This is a genomic window from Saccharomonospora iraqiensis subsp. paurometabolica YIM 90007 (assembly GCF_000231035.2).
In the GTDB taxonomy this organism is placed as follows: domain Bacteria; phylum Actinomycetota; class Actinomycetes; order Mycobacteriales; family Pseudonocardiaceae; genus Saccharomonospora; species Saccharomonospora paurometabolica.
Window position 1 is genome coordinate 133,167 of sequence record NZ_KI912196.1, and the last position, 218, is coordinate 133,384.

Sequence of the window (218 nt, forward strand, 5' to 3'; positions counted from 1 at the left end):
GAACGCGCCGGACGCGCGCAGCGCGATCTGGTCCTCCCCACGCCCACCCGCGAGCACACGGGCGAGGTGGGTGCGGACGCGTCCGTCCGGCGTGGCGGGCACGTCGACCAGGCCGCCCCAGCGCTGCGGATCCTCCAGCGCGACGGCGCGGCCCAACCCCCACACGGCGTGCTGCTCGGACGCGACGGTGTCCGCACGGCCGACGACGACGGCGTCCC

General features: G+C 78.0%; 1 protein-coding gene. It reads right to left on the bottom strand.

Translation table 11 applies throughout. The features are described from left to right. Positions 1 to 218, bottom strand: a 218-nt coding sequence (locus SACPADRAFT_RS32000; protein WP_040923823.1) for a hypothetical protein, incomplete at both ends; no start/stop codon positions are given.